This window comes from Nocardioides ferulae (genome assembly GCF_003660455.1).
Classification (GTDB): Bacteria; Actinomycetota; Actinomycetes; order Propionibacteriales; family Nocardioidaceae; genus Nocardioides; species Nocardioides ferulae.
Window position 1 is genome coordinate 360,298 of record NZ_QZVR01000004.1, and the last position, 16,332, is coordinate 376,629.

Below are 16,332 nucleotides of genomic sequence, written 5' to 3' on the forward strand. Positions count from 1 at the left end.
CCCCTGATGCCGAAACGGCGCTCGCCCCTGCCGGGGCGAGCGCCGTTCGCGTTTCCGGCAAACTGCCTCGTCAGGGCAGTGGGTCGACCTCCTCGTGGTCACCCACCGCGGCGGCGAGCAACCGCAGGTGGTGCTGCCCGTCGCCGAGCAGGTGGTCGAGCGCCGTCAGCCGGCTGGTGTAGGTGCCGACGCTGTACTCCGCGGTCACGCCGATGCCACCGTGCAGCTGGATCGCCTCCTGGCCGATGTGGCGACCGGCCCGGCTCACCGCGAGCGAGGCGCGGGACGCGGCCTCGGCGGCCTCCTCGGGGGAGCCCTCGGCGAGCACCATCGTCGCCCACAGCGCCATCGACTTCGCCAGCTCGAGCGAGACGTACATGTCCGCGGCCCGGAAGTTCAGCGCCTGGAAGGTGTTCAGGGTGACGCCGAACTGCTTGCGGCTGGTGAGGTACGCCGTGGTGGTGCGCAGGGCGGTCTCCATCAGGCCGACCGCCTCGGCGCACGCCGCGATGCGAGCCGCGTCGAGGGCGCGGGCGATGTCGGCGGCGCGGTCGAGACCGGCCTCGCCCAGCGGCTCGACGGGAGTGGCCTCGAACCGCACCCGGGCGGCCCGTCCGCCGTCGTGGGTGGGGTAGCCGTCGCGGGTCAGGCCCTCGGCGTCGCCGTCGCAGAGGAACAGTCCGGTGCCGCCGCCGGGCAGCACCGCGCTGACCACGAGCCGGTCGGCGCGGGCCCCCTGCAGCACCGGCTCCTTGACGCCGGTGAGCCGCCAGCCGCCGTCCTGCTCGGCCGCGGTCACCGAGGCGGCCGCGGGGGTCCAGCGGGTGCCGGGCTCGGCGTGGGCGAACGCGAGCAGGCTCTCTCCGGACGACACACCGCCCAGCACCTCGGCTCGCTGCTCGGCGGTGCCCGCGGCGGCGACCACGCCGCCGGCCAGCACCACCGAGGTCAGGAACGGCTCGGGGGCGACCACGCGGCCGATCTCCTCGGCGACGATGCCGACCTCGATCGGGCCCGCGCCCATGCCGCCGTCCTCCTCGCTGAACGGCAGCCCGAGCAGGCCCATCTCGGCCAGGCGCGCCCACAGCTGCTCGTCGTACCCGGGGTCTGCCGCGACCGCGCGGCGGCGGTTCTCGAAGTCGGCGTACGCCTTGCCGACCAGGCCTCGGACGGCCTCGCGCAGCGCCTGCTGCTCCTCGTCGTAGGTGAAGTCCATCGTCAGTGCCTCTCAGAGTCCCAGGATCGTCTTCGCGATGATCTGCCGCTGGATCTCGTTGGACCCGCCGTAGATCGACGCCTTGCGGAGGTTCAGGTAGACCGGGGTCGCCCGCCGGGTCCACCACGGCAGGTCGGTCGCGCCGTCGCCGGCGCCGGAGGCGAGTGACGCGGCGCCGGCCAGGTCGACCACCAGCTCGCTGGCCGCCTGCTGCAGCTCGGTGCCGCGCAGCTTGAGCACCGAGGACGCCGGGTGGGGCTTGCCGTCGGCGGAGTGGGCGACCACGCGCAGCGCGGTCAGCTCGAGGGCCAGCAGGTCGTTCTCGAGCTCGGCGATGCGCGAGGCGAGCAGCGGGTCGTCGAGCTGCCCGGTCTCGCGGGCCCACTCCTTGGCCTGGGCCACCACTCGCTTGGTGCCGCCGACCGGCGCGACACCGACCCGCTCGTTGCCGAGCAGGAACTTGGCGTAGTCCCAGCCGGCGTTGAGCTCGCCGACCAGGTTCTCGGCGGGCACCCGCACGTCCTCGAACCAGACCTCGTTGACCTCGTGACCGCCGTCGATCAGCTCGATCGGGCGGACGGTCAGGCCGGGGCTGGTCATGTCGATGAGCAGCATCGAGATGCCGCGCTGCTTGCGGGCCTCGGGGTCGGTGCGCACCAGCGTGAAGATCCAGTCGCCGAACTGGCCGAGCGTGGTCCAGGTCTTCTGGCCGTTGACCACGAACTCGTCGCCGTCGCGCACCGCGGTGGTGCGCAGCGACGCGAGATCGGAGCCCGCATCGGGCTCGGAGAAGCCCTGGCTCCACCAGATGTCGAGGTTGGCGGTGGCCGGCAGGAAGCGCTGCTTCATCTCCTCGGAGGCGAAGGCGGCGATCACCGGGCCGATCATCGAGGCGTTGAACGGCAGCGGCTGCGGCACCGACGCGCGCTGCATCTCCTCGTGCCAGATGTGGCGGCGCAGCGGCGACCAGTCCCGGCCACCCCACTCGACCGGCCAGTTCGGCACCGCGAGGCCGTGCGCGTTGAGGATGCGCTGGGTGTCGACGAACTGCTCCTTGGTGAGCTCGCGGCGCTCCGCGACGGCGTCGCGGGTCTCCTGCGGCACCTTGGTCGTGAAGAACTCCCGCATCTCGTCGCGGAACGCGGCGTCCTCGGGGGACAGCTGCAGGTGCATCGGCAGGCTCCTGGTTCGGTGGTCGGCGGAGCGTCGGGGGGGTACGACGGCGCGTGTGGTGCGCGTCGCACACGGTAGCCGGGCGGCGCGCGGTCGCGGGGGCGCACCGGCACAGTCCTGGTTGGGCGCCGCGCACGACCTGGGGTCTCGGGCTGGTCAGTGCAGCAGCACCGGGTCGCCCGGGCGGACGTCGCCGGGCGTCACCATCTGTGCGTCGAAACCGAAGAGCAGGTCGCCGGCGCCGTCACGGGGCCGGTAGCCGGCCAGTGCCTTCAGCACCCGGGCGTCCTTGACGCCGGTGACGGGGTCGAGGTCGACCACGGTGCACCGGGGGATCGGCTCGTGCAGCCGGATCCGCGCCTCGCCGACGGTCAGCTCGCGCCCGACCCAGGTGTCCTCGACGTGCGGCTGGTCGCCGAGGTCGAGCACGAACGTCGGGCGGAAGCGCGCGGCCTGGTCGGCGAGGGCCGGGTGGCCGGCGTGCTCGCCGAGTGCGTGCAGGGAGGCCGTCGCGACCAGGCTGACCTCGGCGCCGTAGACGATGTCGGGCCGGCTCGCGGCCGCGAGCCGGACGGGCATGCCGAGGTAGTCGGAGAACACCCCGTCCAACGGCCCCTGCAGCAGGGTCAACCGCACCCGGCGGCCCCAGTAGTCCCCGCTGAGCGTCTCCGGGGTCGGCGTGACGGATGTGGTGGTGACGGCCCCGTCGGGCAGGGTGACCTCCACCCGATCGCCGTCGCGGCGCACCGTCACCGCGACCAGCTCGGGGTGCCGCGCGGTCTTCAGCACCCGTTGCGCGACGACGTCGACCAGGCACAGTTCGCGGTCGCCGACCGGGCCGTGCGCGTCGAGGCGCACCACGTCGTACGCCGTGTGCCGCACGCCCTTCATCGGTGCGAAGCCGACGCGCACCACCGTCCCGACCTGTGCCCCCGCCGTCTGCATGGGTCCACCTTCCCGCACCGGCCCAGCCTTCGGGGTTCCCGGCTCCGGCGGGCCGGGTTGCACCGAATGCGCGCGGAGAAAAGGGCGCGACGTCGCGCACCGGCGTCGGCGAAGATGCCGACGTGACACCGGAGATCTTCTCCCTCGCCGACCGCCCCGACCTCGCCGAGGCGATGTGGCGCATGCCGAGCTCCTGGCCGGAGTTCATGCGGCACGACCCGATCGGCGGGCTCTACTACGGCAACGTCGAGAGCCGCTTCGCTGAGTTCGCGCTCGTGGCTCACGACGATGCGGGCGAGGTCGTCGCGGCCGCCCACTCCATTCCCTTCGTGCTCGCGGACGACCCGCTGCCCGACAACGGGTGGGACTTCGTGATCCGCAACGGACTGTCGGCCAGCCTGCGCGGCGGGCGGGCCGACACGGTCTCCGCGGTCGAGATCGCGGTCCGTCCCGACCGCCAGGGCACCGGTCTCTCCGCGTTGATGCTGGCCGCGCTGCGCGAGAACGCGGCGCGACTGGGCTTCGCCGAGCTCGTCGCGCCGGTCCGGCCCAACCAGAAGGTCGACCCCCTCGAGCCGATGACGTCGTACGCGTTCCGGACGCGCGACGACGGACTGCCGGTCGACCCCTGGCTGCGGGTCCACCTGCGGGCCGGCGGCCGCATCGAGAAGGTGGCGCGCCGGTCGATGGTCATCCCCGGCACTCTCGAGGAGTGGCGCGAGTGGACGGGGCTGGCCTTCGACCGGACCGGCCCGGTCCTGGTGCCACGGGCGCTCGCCCCGGTGCACTGCGACGTCGAGCACGATGTGGCGACCTACGTCGAGCCGAACGTGTGGGTGGTACACCGCACCGGAGGCTGACCTCCGGGAGCGACGAGTCCTGCCGGCCGAGGTGGGTCGGAAGGTGGGTAGCCTCGGTCCGCCCTGTCCACGATCTCGGGAGAGCAGATGTCCGATCCGCACGACTACCCCGCACGCGACGACTCCGCCGACGGCTGGCTGACGCCGACCGCTGCCGCGATCGCCGGGTTCACGCTCGCGGTGCTGACCCTCTTCACCAACGGGGCCTGGGTGCTGGCCGTGCAGACCCTCATCTCGAGGAACGGTCCGAGCGCCTACGAGGACGGCGTGATGGCCACCGGGGCCATCCAGGGCGTCTTGGCGGTGGGGGCGCTCGTCTTCGCTCGGCGCGGGCTCGCCTCATCTGCGCCCGCCGCGCGGCACCTCGGTGGCGCCGGGGTGCTGCTCGCGGCCCTCGCGATCCTGGTGGCCGTCCTGACGGTGCTCGCGGGCATGGTCGCCGCGGACTGAGTCTTGGCCGCACGCGGCCGGTGGGGCTCCCCCCAGTTCAGGTTCAGCGCGGGGCGCGCACTCGCGCGAGGAACTCCTCGACGTGGGTGAGCAGCCGGGCGGCCCGTTCCTCGGTGCTGAGCGTCTCCGGAATGCTGGCGCCGTCGACGGGCCGCTTGCCGCGGATGGAGAGCGAGCACTGCAGGTCCGAGCAGATGTAGGTGCCGACCGTGTTGCCCTGTTGGCCCCGGCGGCCGGCGCGCGGTGCCACCATCAGCGAGACGCCGCCGGAGCGCATGGTCATGCACAGCGAGCACATGCTCCTGCGCGTGGCGCCGACGGTGGACTGCGGCGCGCGCAGGGTGATCCCCTGCACCTGCCCGTCGAGGTCGGCGACGAGGTAGCCGCGGGCCGGGGCCTGCGGGTCGCGCCAGCCGAGGTAGTCGAGCTCGTCCCATGGTCGGGAGTCGAGGTCGTGGGGGATGTGCATCCGCGAGGCCTCGCCCTTGGAGCAGTTCACGAACGAAGCGCGGATCTCGCGCTGGGTCAGGGGCCTCATGTCTGTGAGGGTACGTTTGCCTATAGGATGTAGGCAAATCACTTAGGGCTGTAGGGAGTGCTCGTGGGTCGGGTCGGTCTGAATCAGCAGAAGCTCGTCCTGGCGGCGGCCGACCTCGCGGACGCCGAGGGGTTCGAGGCGGTGACGATGTCGGCGATGGCCCGACGCTTCGAGGTGAAGGCCGCGAGCCTCTACTCGCACGTCGCGAGCACGGCGGACCTGCGGGCGCAGATCGCCGTCCTGGCGCTGGGAGAGCTGGCCGAGCGCGCCGGGGCCGCGGTGGCTGGGCGTTCGGGATCGGATGCGCTGCTGGAGTTCGCGAGCGCCTACCGCGACTATGCCCGGCTGCACCCCGGACGCTATGCGGCCACCCGCCACCCGCTGCCGGAGCATCTGCTCGCGGCCGGACGCGCGCACGCCGAGCTGACCTACGCGGTCCTGCGGGGCTACGGCCTGGGTGGCGAGGACGCGACCCACGCCGTACGCCTGATCGGCAGCGTCCTGCACGGGTTCACCGACCTCGAGCTCAGCGGCGGCTTCTCACACAGCGCCCCGCCGAGCCAGGAGAGCTGGCTGCGAGCCATCGAGGCGCTCGACGCCACGCTGACTCGCTGGGCGCGCGCGTGACCACCACGGCCGGTCAGCCTCCCGCGCACTCCGCGCTGTCACCACCCGAGTGGCAGACGGAGTCGTGGCCGGGCGGGAGCTGTCCCGCCGGGTCGTCTCGATCCAGCTCCTGGACCGGCCCCGACTCGGTCACGGAGAACGCAACGGCGGCGGCCGCGCCCAGGATGGCCAGGGTGACGTGCCGCGGCAGGTGCCTGTCGCCTTGGCGGCGCCACAGGGCACCGGCGAACGACGACGCCACCGCCACGGTGAGGACACCGACGAGCGCCCAGTAGAAGCGGACGTCCTCGGCGTGGACGACCGCCGCGGCACCGAAGAACGTCACCCGGGTCCCCAGGTAGTGCAGCGGCAGCAGCAGCGTCGCGCCCACGACCGCCACGGTGCCGGTCGCCTCGACGAAGCGGGCCTGCCAGGGCGCGGCGCCCGGGCGGCTGCCCAGGGCGGGGGTCCCGGCCTCTTCTTCGTGGCGACTCACGGTGTCGATGCTCCACTCTCGGGAGCGTCGTCACCTGAGTCCGGGTACTCGGTTCGGCTCGGAGGCATTCGCTCGGCTGAGAGGTGAGCGGGAGCTCAGTAGTCGGTCGCTGCAGACCCGGTCGGGAAGAGGACCAGCTGGTGCGGTGCGGGCCGGATGGTGCGCAGCACCCGGCAGCGACGCTCCTCGACGGCGAGCCGGCAGGTGACCAGTCGGACGCGGTGCGGCCCGAAGGGGCGGCGGTCGAACGCGATGCCGTACGCCGTGTCGACGTCGGTCCACCCGCCGAGGATGAACCGGCGGCCCCGGAGATCGGTCGGCAGTCGGCGTCCACCGTCGACCGCGAAGACCTGACTTCCGCGACCGACCGGCATCACCGCCACCGAGCCGTCGGGGGACACGTGGCCCCACTGAGTGGATCTGTAGGGGTCGGCTGGGACGACGAGCCGGCCCCCGCGCACGAGAGCGGGCAGGACCTGCCCGCCCCCGGGGTCGTGGCGGGCGAAGAACAGGTGCTCGTCGTGCTGGGCCGCTCGCCCGTGCCGGCGTCCCAGGAGATCGTGCCCGGAGCCGAGGCGGGGTCGACGAGGAGGTTGTTGCCATCGAAGCCGAGCACCCGCGGCTCGGCGTCCTCGTAGAGGTCGCTCAGGTCGTCGTCGGCGTCACCCATGCCGGCGTCGTCGTCGACGACGACCTCGGCGGTCTCCAGGTCGACGACCACGGTCGACCACGGCATCTCGGACTGGTCGAGCAGCCCGAGGTAGCGACCGTCGTCCGAGACGCGGAGCTCGTCGGTGCGCAGCTCGGTGGCGCGAGTCGACTCGCCGTCGGTGACCCGGACGACGTCCGAGTGTCCCTGGAGGAAGAGGATCCGACCGTTCGCCTCGACCATCGCCCGCACGCGCTTGCCGACGCGGATGCTCTGGTCGCCCACATGGATGGTGTCGCCGACGGCCCAGGTGACGGCGTCGTCGGGGAGCGGACCCGGATCGGTCGGAAGGTCGGCCAGCTCCGGGTCTGACGGATCGGAGGTCGACTGGCAGCCGGCTAGCGTGAGGCCGAGCACCACGACCGCCAGCAGCTGCCTCATCCGGCGATGGTAGGTGGCGCTCGTCTGATGCCCCCGAGGAGGCGAACGCCGGTCTGACTCCATAGGTCGTCAGCGTGTTCGAAAGAGGCGGATCACTGGCCTCACTGTGACTGTCGGTGGGCTCTGTTTCACTAGGCCTATGACCGAGACCACCACCCCGCAGCCGCCCGGTCGGGTGCTGTTGGACCCCGTCGACCAGGCGTGGGTCGATGAGGAGTGGTGGGCCGCGGGCGACCCCGCGCGGGTCGAGCTGGAGGCGATGCTGGAGCAGTTGGCCAACATGGCCGACGTCCCCGAGCAGACCCGGGCCGCCGACGCGACCCGGGTCGACCAGTTGAAGCTGTTGGAGCGGATCAAGGGCGCCGCCGCCGGCCTGCAGGCGCGGATCATCCGCGGGTTCGAGGCCTCGCAGCTGGCCCAGCAGGAGGCCGCCGGGGTCCCGGCCCGCCGCCTGGGTCGCGGGATCGGTGACCAGGTCGCTCTCGCCCGGGGCTGCCCCACCCGCCAAGGCGGCCGGCATCTGGGGTTCGCGCACGCGATGGTCGAGATGCCCCACACCGACTCCCTGCTCGCCGGGGGCCTGATCAGCGAGTGGACCGCCACGATCCTGGTCCGCGAGACCGCCTGCCTGACCCGCGAAGACCGTGGCCTGGTCGACGCCCGCCTCGCCGCCACCACCATCGACACGGAGACCGGCGAGATCACCGACCCGTTCATCCTTGGCCTCACGCCGAAACGCGTCGAAGCCGCCGCGAGGGCGCTGGCGGTCGAGCTCGACGCCGAAGCGGTGGTACGCCGTGCGGCTAAGGCCGCGAAAGACCGCCGGGTCACCACCCGCGCGACGCCGGACACGATGGTCCACGTCACCGCCACGGTGCCGGTGGCCCAGGGAGTGGCGTGCAAGGCCAGCCTGATCGCCGCGGCGAAGGCGATCAAAGCCCAAGGGGACGAGCGGACCCAGGCGCAGATCGAGGCCGACCTGTTCGTGCAGCGCCTCACCGGCCAGGCCACCGCGGACGCGGTCCCGGTCGAGGTGGGGTTGGTGATGACCCCCGACACCCTCCTCGGTGCTGGTCTCGCACCGGACCGGCCGGCCCGCACCGCCGACGGCACCGTGATCCCCGCGCAGACGGTGCGTGACCTCATCGACACCACCACCGCACCGGTCTGGCTACGGCGGATCTTCACCGACCCCGTCACCGGGACCGTCACCCACAGCGACCCCACCCGGCGGTTCTACGACCGAGTCGACCGCGACTTCATCACCTGGCGCGACCAGCACTGCCGCAGCCCGCTCTGCGACGGCCGGATCGACGAGGGCGACCACGCCGAACGGTTCGCCGACGGCGGCCAAACCACCAGGGAGAACGCCCAAGGGGTCTGCAAGCCCCACAACCTGGTCAAGGAGACCCCCGGCTGGAGCACCCGGGTCACCGACCCCCGCCCCGGACGCCACACAGTCGAGACGACCACCCCCACCGGCCACACCTACCGCTCCCAAGCACCCCCCGCGCTCCCGCCACCCGCCCGAGAGTGAGCGATGGCGTCCGTGGTGCTCACCCCCAGAAGCTGCGCCAGGGTCTGTGCGTCGTGATAGCGACGGGCGTTCAGGCCGGCCGCCGCCGCGGCGGCCACATTGGTGGCGGAGTCGTCGACGAAGACGCACGCCTCGGGTTCAACGGCGAGCTGGCGGCAGGCCTCCTCGAAGATGCCCGGGTCAGGCTTGCAGATGCCAAGCTCGGAGCTGTTGAGGACGACATCGAACTCGTCATGAATGCCCAACCGGGCAAGGTCGTCGCGCAGCCGGGTGGTGGCGTTCGTCAGAAGGCCGACATGCCAGCCGTCGCCCCGGGCTGATCGGAGAACCGTCAACACGCCACGGTCGACAACGCCAGGGGATTCGGACCATTCAGCGATCGCCAGCCGGGACGAGGCCCCGCAGACATCTTCCAGTCGGGTCGCGGCGTCGGTACGCCATTGCTCGTCGGTGATCCGGCCCGTCACCGCCTCGTGCAGCATGGACCCGTCGCCGAAGGCCGCCCTCAGAATGCTTCCTGCGGGCAGTGAATGCCTTCGCTCGACGGCGGCCTCACGCTCCGGATCCCACAGGCGCAGGACTCCGTCGAGGTCGATCAGCAAGCATCGGCGCACCAGGAGACCTCTCGCGCGGTGGGATCAGAGTGCGGCGAATCTACACAGCGGTCACCGAGGCGGTTCGACCCTGCGCAGGCTCCGGACCAGGGCCGGGATCATCACCGCCGCGGCGACGAGATGGAGCCCCAGCAGGGCGGTCACAGTCGCGGCGTCCGCCCCCGAGAACAGCGGCGGCACCAGCGAGAGCGGTCGCGAGCAGGCCGACACCGACGAGCCCCCGGAGGCGACCAGCAGTGCGACCCCGATCCGATGCCGGTGCCTCAATCACCTCCGTACCGAGTCGGGCGCTCATGCCGCTCCTCCGTCCGCCGGCAGACGCTCCAACAGCCCGAGCCGCGGGAACTGGTCGGCGTGGAAGGTGACGATCTCGGTGATCGCGCCCCCGGTGACCCGCAGCACGTCGATCGTCAGCGGCAGATGGGCGCCCTCCGACTCCCGCCAGAGGTAGAAGGCAACCGCGGGCTGCCGGTTCACCGTGGTGGGGATGCCACGCAGCCCCGCCAGCTGCTGGAAGCCGTCCTCGACCCAGCCGCGCACCACGTCGTCGCGGCCGACCGAGAGGCCCGGTGTGGGCGGCATCGAGCAGCGGACGTCGTCGCGCAGCAGGGTGGTGAGCGCGTCGATGTCGGTGGCCACGCTGGCCTCGGTGAACCGACGCACCAGATCCCGCGTCTCGGTGTCCTCCTCGCCGCCGGTCCAGTCCTGCCGCTCGGCGGGCAGGTGCTCCCGCATGCCTGCGCGGGCCCGCTGCAGCGCACTATTGACGGAGTTCACCGAGTCGCCAAGAAGGTCTGCGACGTCCTTCGCCGGCCACCCGAGCACGTCTCGCAGGATCAGCACCGCCCGCGGGCGCGGTGCGAGGTGCTGCACCGCGACCAGGTAGGCCAGCTCGATCGTCTCCCGGGCGAGCGACACGGCTTCCGGCTCGTCGTCGACGTCAGCGACCAGCTCGTCGAGCAGCCGGTCCGGATAGGGCTGCAGCCACAGCACCTCCCCGCCGGACGCGGGCTTGGGCCGGCGCTTGGCGAGCAGGTCCAGGCAGGCGTTGGTCGCGATCCGATAGAGCCAGGCCCGGAACGTCGACCGTCCCTCGAAGGTCTCGCGGCGCCGCCACGCCCGCAGGAGCGTCTCCTGCACGGTGTCCTCGGCGTCCTCGAACGACCCGAGCATCCGGTAGCAGTGCACGTGCAGCTCCCGGCGGTGCCGCTCCGCGAACCCCGAGAACGCCGCCTCGTCCATCTCGCCCAGACTGTTCACGCCCAACTCCTCCACCTGCGTGGCCACGCTCATCGCCTCATCCTTCCCACTCATCGTGTGCTGTCGTAGGTGTGACGGAGAAGGCCCCGAGAACTCATCACCACCGGACCGAGGGCAGGACGTGGGGGAGTGGTCACCTCGGCGACACCAGGGCGCCACTCGGCGCCGCCAGCATGTCGTCCATGACTGATCTCGGGCAGCCGCTGGGCCGGCGCACCCTCCTGACCACGGGCGGCCTCGCCGTCGCCGGGGCCGCGGGCCTCACCCTCGGCACCGCTCCGCGAGCCTCCGGCGCGCCGGCGCTGGTGAGCCGCCGGCTCACCCTCCCCTCCGGCGTGCAGAGCGGTGACGTCAGCACTCGCAGTGCCGTGCTCTGGGCCCGTTCCTCGGGGCCCGGCCGCCTGGTCGCCGAGGTGGTGAGCGGGCGCAAGCGGCGTACCGTCCGCGGGCCCTGGGCCACCGGCCGCAGCGACCTCACCGCGAAGATCCCGCTCCGCGGCCTCGCTCCGGGCCGGGAGTACGCCGTGGAGCTGGCGTTCGAGGACGAGCACGGCCGGCGCGGCGAACGGCAGGTCGCGACCTTCCGCACCGGTTCCGAGCGTGAGGAGGCGACCAGCTTCGTCTGGACCGGCGACACCTGCGGCCAGGGCTGGGGGATCAACCCCGACCTGGGCGGCCTCGTCGGCTACGCCGCGATGCACCAGACCCACCCCGACTTCTTCGTGCACGCCGGCGACACGATCTATGCCGACGGGCCGATCAGCGAGACCGTCACCGAGCCAGACGGACAGGTCTGGCGCAACCTGGTCACCCCCGAGGTCGGCAAGGTCGCCGAGACCCTCGCCGAGTTCCGCGGCCGGCACCGCTACACGCTGCTCGACGACAACGTCCGGGCGATGTACGCCGAGGTGCCCGTCGTGGCGCAGTGGGACGACCACGAGACCACGAACAACTGGTGGCCCGGCGAGGTGCTCGAGGACGAGCGCTACACCCAGGAGAGCCGGGTCGACGTGCTCGCCGCGCGGGCCCGCCGGGCCTGGCAGGAGTACATGCCGATCGCCGACCCCCGGGCGCACCGTCGTGGCGGTGGACATGGCGAGGGGTTCGCGCCGGCCCGGATCTACCGCAAGATCTCGCGCGGCAAGCACCTGGACGTCTTCTGCCTCGACATGCGCACGTTCAAGGACCCGAACACGCCGGGGCTGGAGAAGGAGCGCACCCACATCCTCGGCGCGGAGCAGGTCGCGTGGCTGATCCGCGAGGTGTCCCGGTCGACGGCGACCTGGAAGGTGATCTCCGCCGACATGCCGCTCGGCCTGGTGGTGCCCGACGGCGAGGTCAACCAGGAGAGCCTCGCCAACCGCGACGACGGCGCGCCCTTGGGCAAGGAGCTCGAGATCGCCGAGGTGCTGTCGTCGTTCAAGCGGCTGGGCGTGCGGAACACCTTGTGGATCACCGCCGACGTGCACTACTGCGCGGCGCACCGCTACGACCCCTCGCGGGCCGGGTTCACCGACTTCGACCCGTTCTGGGAGTTCGTCGCCGGGCCGATCGCCGCCGGCACCTTCGGGCCCAACGCCCTCGACGGCACGTTCGGACCCGAGGTGGTCTTCGCCCAGGCGGCGGACCGGCCCAACCAGTCGCCGCGCGCCGGCAACCAGTTCTTCGGGCACTGCGACATCGGCGCCGACGGGCGGATGACCGTGAGCCTGCGCGACCTCACCGGTGCCGTGCTGTGGTCCACCGACCTGGAGCCGGAGCCCGCCTGACGACCTAACCCCCAGGGGGGATAGGCGGCGCGCTATCGTCGAGGCCATGCGCACCCTGCGACGCCTCCTGCCTGTCGCCGCCCTGGCCGCGGTGCTGGCCCTGTCCGGCTGCTCGGACGACGAGACCCCGGCCGACGCCACCCCGACCACAGACGCCGTGAGCTCAGGCTCCGGATCCTGGATCGAAGTGCCTCGCGTGGAGGAGATCCAGGCCGCCGTCGAGTCGGGTGCGGAGGTCATCGACGTCCGCACTCCCGGCGAGTTCTCCGCCGGCCACCTGGAGGGCGCGCGCAACATCGACTTCAACGCGCCCGACTTCGCCGAGCAGGTCGCGAAGCTCGACCCCGAGACCAGCTACGTCCTCTACTGCGCCTCCGGCAACCGCGCCGGCCAGGCCCAGCAGCTGATGCTCGAGCAAGGGTTCACCGACGTGATGAACGCCGGCGGCTACGAGACCCTCGCGGCCGCCGGGTTCGCGACGAACAGCTAACACCCGCGACGGCCGGGCGGAAGGTCCTGCCTCAGGGTCCTGGGGGGGCAGACCGACCCGCTATGGGTCGCCGTCGGTGGCGGGGCTCGTCATCTGCCCTGGGCTGCAGGGCAGTGCGGGTCACGGGTCGGCCGGGTCATGCGGCGTAGCCGCACCGTCCTTCCCACTCGGGGTCGGTGAGCCCGGCGCAGCCGACCCACCCCACCCACACACGCCACCGGTCCTCACCAGCACCACGAAGCCCCGCGCAGCGGCGGATACACCAACCACGAGCGGCAGGTCACCGCGCGAACACCAACCACGAGCGGCAGGTCACCGCGCAAACACCAACCACGAGCGGCAGGTCAGCGGGTGATCACCAGCCACGCCGAGCCGCACCACCCCGCGACGTAGGCTTCCCGGCTGTGCAGTGCTCCCACTTCGAGGCCGGTCGTTGCCGGTCGTGTTCGTGGCTGGAGCGGTCCTACGACGACCAGCTGGCCGCGAAGGAGGGGCAGGTCCGGGGGTTGCTGGCGGCCTGGCCGGACCTGGCCTGGGAGGCCCCGGTGGGCAGTGCCGAGGAGGGCTTCCGCAACAAGGCGAAGATGGTCGTCGGGGGCACTGTCGAGCAGCCCACGTTGGGCATCCTGGACCCGCGCGGCGGTGGCGTCGACCTGCGCGACTGCCCGCTGCACAGCCCCGGCCTGCAGGCGGCCCTGCCGGTGCTTGCCGACTTCGTGGCGCGCGCCGCGATCGTTCCGTACGACGTGCCGGGGCGTCGCGGGGAGCTCAAGCACCTGCTGGTCACCGAGGCGCCCGACGGGCGGCTGATGGTGCGGTTCGTGCTGCGCAGCCAGGAGCCGGTGGCCCGCATCCGCAAGCACCTGCCGTGGCTGATCGAGGCACTGCCCCCGTTGGCGGTGGCGTCGGTGAACCTGCAGCCCGAGCACAAGGCGGTGCTCGAAGGGGAGCGCGAGATCGTGCTCACCGACGAGTCGTCGCTGACCATGCGGGTCAACGAGATCGACCTGCACCTGCGCCCGCAGAGCTTCTTCCAGACCAACACCGACGTGGCCGCCGCGCTCTATCGGCAGGTGCGTGACTGGGTCGACGAGGCCGAGCCTGCGTCGCTGTGGGACCTCTACTGCGGGGTCGGCGGGTTCGCCCTGCACTGCGCCCGGCCCGGCCGCCGGATCACCGGCGTCGAGACCAGTGCCGAGGCGGTCGCGAGCGCCGAGCGCACCCGGGACGGGCTCGGCCTGGACGCCGGCCTGGTGCGCTTCGTCGCCGGTGACGCGACGGCGTACGCCTTGGACTCGGCGCCGCCCGACGTGCCGGGCCTGGTGGTGGTCAACCCGCCGCGGCGGGGGATCGGCAGCGACCTGGCGGCCTGGCTCGACGGCTCCGGGGTCGACCGGGTCGCCTACTCCTCGTGCAACGCGCAGAGCCTGGCCCGCGACCTCGCGGCGATGCCGTCGCTGCGGCCGGTGCGGGGCCGGGTGCTCGACATGTTCCCGCAGACGGCGCACTACGAGGTCGCGGTGCTGCTCGAGCGTCACTGACCTCGGCGGCGCCCTTGTCGCGGGCCGGCGCCGGTGTTACCTCGGGTCGAGGTGATCGACGCCACCCCGGCGCCGGCTTGGGTTCGCGGGTGCCCGGCGGCGACCATCGAGGGCGCTGCAGTGCCGGCACCAGCCGGTGGCAGCGCCGACCGATGCCCCGCCAGGGGCCGCCTGGACCGCGCCGAGGCCCGTCCGTCGCCAGGTGTCACCGACAGCGATCGAAGGCGGGCGCGGGAGACCCGAGCAGGACGCCGTCGCGGATCGCGACGGCTCGGGGTGAAGCCGAGCGAAGCTCGGCCGGGCACTTGGCGCCCGAATCCGACAGGTCATCTTCCGCAGGCGTGCCGAGGAACCATCGTGACCCAGACCCGTCCCACGGGCGCCCTGCGCCGCGCCCGCACCACCGCCCTGCCCGCCCTGGCCGGCCTGCTCGCCGCGACCGTCCTGGCCGCCGCCCCGCCGGCCCAGGCCGCCGAGCTGAAGACGTCCGAGCGTGAGCGGGCCGCTCGGCCGAGCGCCCCGCGGCTCGGCACGAACGGCCGGGTGTTGCGGGTGGCCCGCGCCCAGGCCGGCGACCCCTATCGCTACGGCGCGGCCGGGCCGCACGCCTTCGACTGCTCCGGCTTCACCCGGTTCGTCTACCGGAGGGCGGCCGGCGAGGCGCTCCCGCACTCCTCCTCGGCGCAGGTCGGCCGGACCAAGCGGATCTCCCGCGGCTCCGCCCGCCCCGGCGACCTGGTGTTCTTCCACGACGGCGGCGGGGTCTATCACGTCGCGATCTACGCCGGTCGTGGTCGGGTGTGGCACTCGCCGCGCCCCGGCGAGCGGGTGCACCGTGCGCCGATCTGGACGCGGAGCGTCTTCTTCGGCCGGGTCCGCTGACCCGCTGGCGGACCGTCAGCGGCGCCGGCCGCGGCGCGGGCGGCTGAACTCGCGCGGGAAGGTCTCGGCGACCCGCTCCGACATGACCAGCTCGAAGGCGCTGTCGAGGGCCTCGGTCGCGAGCGTGCGCAGGTTCTCCAGCGACTGCTGCACGCTCGGCCACAGCTCCTCGGGCTGGCCGGCGTCCATGAACGGCTGCCAGACGCGGCGCAGGAACAGGTCGACGTAGATGCGGGCCACCCCGTCGGCGTGCTTGCGCAGCTGGGCCACCACGTTGAGGGCCTCGGCCGGCTCGAGGTCGAGGGCCTGCATCGCGGCCTCGCCGGCGGCGAGCAGCCGGGGGGCGAGCTCCTCGAGCTTGCCGTCGCCGAGGTCGCGCAGCAGGCCGAGCCGGACCGCCTTCGCCAGCAGTGCGCCGGCGTCGCCGTCGGTGGCCCCGAAGCGCTCGGCCAGGTCGAGGGCGGTGGTCACCGGCGCGTCGGTCGGGTCGCCGAACATGCCGCGGACCGAGCGGGTGAACCGCAGCAGGTGCTCGTCGGTGCGGCCCTCGGCGTCGAGCATCCGCGCGATCCCGTCGAGCTTGAGGCCCTCGGCCTGGAGGTCCTGGATCAACTGCACCCGGGCGACGTGCTGCCGGTCGTAGTAGCCGGTGCGGCCGCGCACCACCGGCGGCGGGAGGAGCTTGCGCGACTGGTAGGAGCGCAGGGAGCGGACCGTCACCCCGGTGCGACGGGAGAGCTCCTCGATGACGAACTCGTCGGACGGGGTCGGCTCGTCGGGCTCGGCGGGGCCCAGCGTCGGCTGGCTCACGTCGCGATCCTACCCCTTGTCATTGTTACATCGTTCGGTGTTACATGGACGAATG

19 protein-coding genes are annotated in these 16,332 nt (G+C 72.6%); 8 read left to right on the plus strand and 11 right to left on the minus strand.

All coding sequences use genetic code 11. The features are described 5' to 3' along the window. Window positions 1–70: 70 nt before the first annotated feature. From D6B71_RS07980 to D6B71_RS07990, 3 genes are all read right to left on the minus strand, one after another. Window positions 71–1,216 carry an acyl-CoA dehydrogenase family protein gene (locus D6B71_RS07980; RefSeq protein WP_121253743.1) on the minus strand — a complete coding sequence of 382 codons (1,146 nt, stop codon included), beginning with the start codon at window positions 1,214–1,216 and terminating at the stop codon, window positions 71–73. 12 nt (window positions 1,217–1,228) lie between these two features. After that, a complete protein-coding gene (locus D6B71_RS07985; RefSeq protein WP_121253746.1) occupies window positions 1,229–2,389 on the minus strand; it encodes an acyl-CoA dehydrogenase family protein in 1,161 nt (386 codons plus the stop codon). Between the two features lie 156 nt (window positions 2,390–2,545). After that, window positions 2,546–3,334, minus strand: a complete 789-nt coding sequence (locus tag D6B71_RS07990) for an MOSC domain-containing protein (RefSeq protein WP_121253748.1) — start codon at window positions 3,332–3,334, stop codon at window positions 2,546–2,548. A gap of 122 nt (window positions 3,335–3,456) precedes the next feature. On the opposite strand from D6B71_RS07990, the gene D6B71_RS07995 reads away from it, so the two are divergent. Together D6B71_RS07995 and D6B71_RS08000 are read left to right on the plus strand one after the other, a co-directional pair. Continuing rightward, entirely contained in the window at window positions 3,457–4,194 is a 738-nt protein-coding gene (locus D6B71_RS07995) for an N-acetyltransferase (RefSeq protein WP_121253750.1), read from the plus strand. Between the two features lie 87 nt (window positions 4,195–4,281). Then, the gene (locus D6B71_RS08000; RefSeq protein ID WP_121253752.1) at window positions 4,282–4,644 is read left to right on the plus strand and encodes a hypothetical protein; all 363 of its coding nucleotides are present in this window, start codon (window positions 4,282–4,284) and stop codon (window positions 4,642–4,644) included. A 43-nt stretch (window positions 4,645–4,687) separates the two neighbouring features. Here the strand turns inward: D6B71_RS08000 and D6B71_RS08005 are convergent, their stop codons facing one another. Next, window positions 4,688–5,182: an FBP domain-containing protein gene (locus D6B71_RS08005; protein ID WP_121253754.1), complete on the minus strand. Its 495-nt coding sequence runs from the start codon at window positions 5,180–5,182 to the stop codon at window positions 4,688–4,690. Between the two features lie 63 nt (window positions 5,183–5,245). Between D6B71_RS08005 and D6B71_RS08010 the strand changes: the two genes are divergently transcribed. Beyond that, complete coding sequence (locus D6B71_RS08010; protein ID WP_121253943.1) at window positions 5,246–5,809, plus strand: TetR/AcrR family transcriptional regulator; 564 nt, start codon at window positions 5,246–5,248, stop codon at window positions 5,807–5,809. Window positions 5,810–5,822: 13 nt separating this feature from the next. Here the strand turns inward: D6B71_RS08010 and D6B71_RS08015 are convergent, their stop codons facing one another. The 3 genes from D6B71_RS08015 to D6B71_RS08025 form a co-directional block, all read right to left on the minus strand. Further along, window positions 5,823–6,284, minus strand: coding sequence for a hypothetical protein (locus D6B71_RS08015; RefSeq protein WP_121253756.1), 462 nt, complete (start codon window positions 6,282–6,284; stop codon window positions 5,823–5,825). Window positions 6,285–6,379: 95 nt separating this feature from the next. Further along, window positions 6,380–6,685 carry a hypothetical protein gene (locus D6B71_RS08020; RefSeq protein WP_121253758.1) on the minus strand — a complete coding sequence of 102 codons (306 nt, stop codon included), beginning with the start codon at window positions 6,683–6,685 and terminating at the stop codon, window positions 6,380–6,382. Beyond that, entirely contained in the window at window positions 6,658–7,374 is a 717-nt protein-coding gene (locus D6B71_RS08025; protein ID WP_121253760.1) for a hypothetical protein, read from the minus strand. Before D6B71_RS08025 ends, D6B71_RS08020 begins: the two co-directional genes overlap by 28 nt. Window positions 7,375–7,513: 139 nt before the next feature. Between D6B71_RS08025 and D6B71_RS08035 the strand changes: the two genes are divergently transcribed. Beyond that, a complete protein-coding gene (locus tag D6B71_RS08035; protein WP_126688206.1) occupies window positions 7,514–8,911 on the plus strand; it encodes a 13E12 repeat family protein in 1,398 nt (465 codons plus the stop codon). Here the strand turns inward: D6B71_RS08035 and D6B71_RS08040 are convergent. The 3 genes from D6B71_RS08040 to D6B71_RS08050 all read right to left on the minus strand — a co-directional run bounded on the left by D6B71_RS08040 (window position 8,863) and on the right by D6B71_RS08050 (window position 10,818). Continuing rightward, a complete protein-coding gene (locus tag D6B71_RS08040) occupies window positions 8,863–9,513 on the minus strand; it encodes an HAD-IA family hydrolase (protein WP_126688207.1) in 651 nt (216 codons plus the stop codon). The two genes, D6B71_RS08035 and D6B71_RS08040, sit on opposite strands and share 49 nt — an antisense overlap. A 63-nt stretch (window positions 9,514–9,576) precedes the next feature. After that, a complete protein-coding gene (locus D6B71_RS08045) occupies window positions 9,577–9,792 on the minus strand; it encodes a DUF6069 family protein (RefSeq protein WP_121253768.1) in 216 nt (71 codons plus the stop codon). A gap of 24 nt (window positions 9,793–9,816) precedes the next feature. Beyond that, entirely contained in the window at window positions 9,817–10,818 is a 1,002-nt protein-coding gene (locus D6B71_RS08050; RefSeq protein WP_121253770.1) for an RNA polymerase subunit sigma-70, read from the minus strand. Window positions 10,819–10,967: 149 nt separating this feature from the next. Between D6B71_RS08050 and D6B71_RS08055 the strand changes: the two genes are divergently transcribed. The 4 genes from D6B71_RS08055 to D6B71_RS08070 all read left to right on the plus strand — a co-directional run bounded on the left by D6B71_RS08055 (window position 10,968) and on the right by D6B71_RS08070 (window position 15,467). Further along, window positions 10,968–12,554 carry an alkaline phosphatase D family protein gene (locus tag D6B71_RS08055; protein WP_121253772.1) on the plus strand — a complete coding sequence of 529 codons (1,587 nt, stop codon included), beginning with the start codon at window positions 10,968–10,970 and terminating at the stop codon, window positions 12,552–12,554. Between the two features lie 46 nt (window positions 12,555–12,600). Next, the gene (locus D6B71_RS08060; RefSeq protein WP_121253773.1) at window positions 12,601–13,044 is read left to right on the plus strand and encodes a rhodanese-like domain-containing protein; all 444 of its coding nucleotides are present in this window, start codon (window positions 12,601–12,603) and stop codon (window positions 13,042–13,044) included. Window positions 13,045–13,448: 404 nt separating this feature from the next. After that, on the plus strand, window positions 13,449–14,585 hold the full coding sequence (rlmC, locus tag D6B71_RS08065) for a 23S rRNA (uracil(747)-C(5))-methyltransferase RlmC (RefSeq protein ID WP_121253775.1): 1,137 nt from the start codon (window positions 13,449–13,451) through the stop codon (window positions 14,583–14,585). A 357-nt stretch (window positions 14,586–14,942) separates the two neighbouring features. Continuing rightward, the gene (locus D6B71_RS08070; RefSeq protein ID WP_121253777.1) at window positions 14,943–15,467 is read left to right on the plus strand and encodes a C40 family peptidase; all 525 of its coding nucleotides are present in this window, start codon (window positions 14,943–14,945) and stop codon (window positions 15,465–15,467) included. A gap of 15 nt (window positions 15,468–15,482) precedes the next feature. Here D6B71_RS08070 and D6B71_RS08075 read toward each other — a convergent pair whose 3' ends face one another. Further along, window positions 15,483–16,277, minus strand: a complete 795-nt coding sequence (locus D6B71_RS08075) for a MerR family transcriptional regulator (protein WP_121253779.1) — start codon at window positions 16,275–16,277, stop codon at window positions 15,483–15,485. Window positions 16,278–16,332: the final 55 nt, after the last annotated feature.

Excerpts from the sequence above, each read along its gene's own strand:
- D6B71_RS07985 (WP_121253746.1), bottom strand. The coding sequence starts at position 2,389 with ATGCACCTGCAGCTGTCCCCCGAGGACGCCGCGTTCCGCGACGAGATG.
- D6B71_RS08000 (WP_121253752.1), top strand. The coding sequence starts at position 4,282 with ATGTCCGATCCGCACGACTACCCCGCACGCGACGACTCCGCCGACGGC.
- D6B71_RS07990 (WP_121253748.1), bottom strand. The coding sequence starts at position 3,334 with ATGCAGACGGCGGGGGCACAGGTCGGGACGGTGGTGCGCGTCGGCTTC.
- D6B71_RS08055 (WP_121253772.1), top strand. The coding sequence starts at position 10,968 with ATGACTGATCTCGGGCAGCCGCTGGGCCGGCGCACCCTCCTGACCACG.
- D6B71_RS08005 (WP_121253754.1), bottom strand. The coding sequence starts at position 5,182 with ATGAGGCCCCTGACCCAGCGCGAGATCCGCGCTTCGTTCGTGAACTGC.
- D6B71_RS08050 (WP_121253770.1), bottom strand. The coding sequence starts at position 10,818 with ATGAGCGTGGCCACGCAGGTGGAGGAGTTGGGCGTGAACAGTCTGGGC.
- D6B71_RS08035 (WP_126688206.1), top strand. The coding sequence starts at position 7,514 with ATGACCGAGACCACCACCCCGCAGCCGCCCGGTCGGGTGCTGTTGGAC.
- D6B71_RS07980 (WP_121253743.1), bottom strand. The coding sequence starts at position 1,216 with ATGGACTTCACCTACGACGAGGAGCAGCAGGCGCTGCGCGAGGCCGTC.
- D6B71_RS08060 (WP_121253773.1), top strand. The coding sequence starts at position 12,601 with ATGCGCACCCTGCGACGCCTCCTGCCTGTCGCCGCCCTGGCCGCGGTG.
- D6B71_RS08025 (WP_121253760.1), bottom strand. The coding sequence starts at position 7,374 with ATGAGGCAGCTGCTGGCGGTCGTGGTGCTCGGCCTCACGCTAGCCGGC.